This window comes from Arsenophonus nasoniae DSM 15247, from assembly GCF_000429565.1.
Taxonomy (GTDB): domain Bacteria; phylum Pseudomonadota; class Gammaproteobacteria; order Enterobacterales; family Enterobacteriaceae; genus Arsenophonus; species Arsenophonus nasoniae.
The window spans coordinates 1-1,206 of record NZ_AUCC01000264.1 but is presented as its reverse complement, the minus strand read 5'-3'; the positions used below and the strand labels follow the sequence as shown (position 1 = coordinate 1,206).

General features: G+C 40.9%; 3 protein-coding genes. All 3 read right to left on the bottom strand.

Going from position 1 to position 1,206, the window contains the following annotated elements; genetic code table 11:
• Positions 1-127: 127 nt before the first annotated feature.
• Positions 128-601 carry a DUF2280 domain-containing protein gene (locus G468_RS0118250; RefSeq protein WP_026824179.1) on the bottom strand — a complete coding sequence of 158 codons (474 nt, stop codon included), beginning with the start codon at positions 599-601 and terminating at the stop codon, positions 128-130.
• A gap of 153 nt (positions 602-754) precedes the next feature.
• The gene (locus G468_RS0118245) at positions 755-940 is read right to left on the bottom strand and encodes a hypothetical protein (protein ID WP_026824178.1); all 186 of its coding nucleotides are present in this window, start codon (positions 938-940) and stop codon (positions 755-757) included.
• A 12-nt stretch (positions 941-952) separates the two neighbouring features.
• Positions 953-1,206, bottom strand: a 254-nt coding sequence (locus tag G468_RS0118240) for a lysis system i-spanin subunit Rz (protein ID WP_026824177.1), incomplete at its 5' end; no start/stop codon positions are given.

Here is a 1,206-nt window from a genome sequence, read left to right as displayed (position 1 = left end):
ATCAAAAATATCATGAACTAAAAAATGCCGCTTAGATCTTCTACAGAATTTGTTGACCATTACAATTAATGTATTATATTTATATAAATATTATTCTTGCACAAAATAGGTTAGCTATTTTAGCCCTTCAACCCATCAATTTTTTATAGGCTTCTGCCGCCTGTTCGGGGGTCATGTCATGGGTGATTAATTCAACCTGGCTCTGTGAAGTTCCTGAATGTTCTATTTTCTGTTTATTGGTATACGCGTCACCACATTCTTTAGCTGCTTGCTCTATCATTTGCGCCGTGAGTAAAAAATTATCCATTGACTCTGTTCGAATCGCCATGCGGTTTAACACCCGCAGTCGATACGCTTTATTGGCAATCGGAATATCGCTAATCTCTTTTTTGAATCGCTCTCGAGTAAAGTGAAAGAGATCAACCCATTTTTGACCAAGGCTTTTTCCAATCGCTTTTGTGGGGTCATAGGAAGAGACCTGTTGTACGGTAAGCGTTAATTCAAATTCCTGTTTCACCTGTTTGAGCACCTGAGTTGGGCTATCGAAACACGCTAACGACTGCACGATGAAGGCTTTAACCTCTGGAGATAATGCCGCCATTGGTGTCGTCCTCCTGCTAAGTTAATATAATTATTGAGATCATTATGGTTATTTGATGCGGAAAAAAGTCGTTACTTTGAATTAAGGACAGGAAATGAATACCCGCTTTGTCGTGAAATCTTTTTCTTCAATTTCTTGATAGCTACAGTTCAGTCATACCGGTTTCGCTGGCGACAACTCACCTTCATCAAACCAGCCATCAACACCACGGCCATCAGCGGCAAGATAATGAACATAATATTGATTATTCATATTGGCGTATTCAGCCCGCCCTTTGATATGACCTTCTTCACCACTGATAGTAACTTGAACTACCTGACCTAATTCATGTTTGAACATATTGCTTTTCCTTTAATGGAATTGACACTGTGATTTAATGTACTGCTGTAAGTATTCCGTTTGCTTTTCGTTCTCAACTATCATCGCTCTGAGACGGAAATAATCTTGTCGAGCTTCCTCACCAAGTTGTGGGGTGGCTTCATCATATCGGCTCTCGGTGGTAGCGGTTTGGGGTGTTTCACGCAAGGTTTTGACGCGCAACCGCTTAGTGCCAGCGCGAACAGCATCATGCAGCTTAGCAATTTCAGCTTTGGCATTATTGAGTT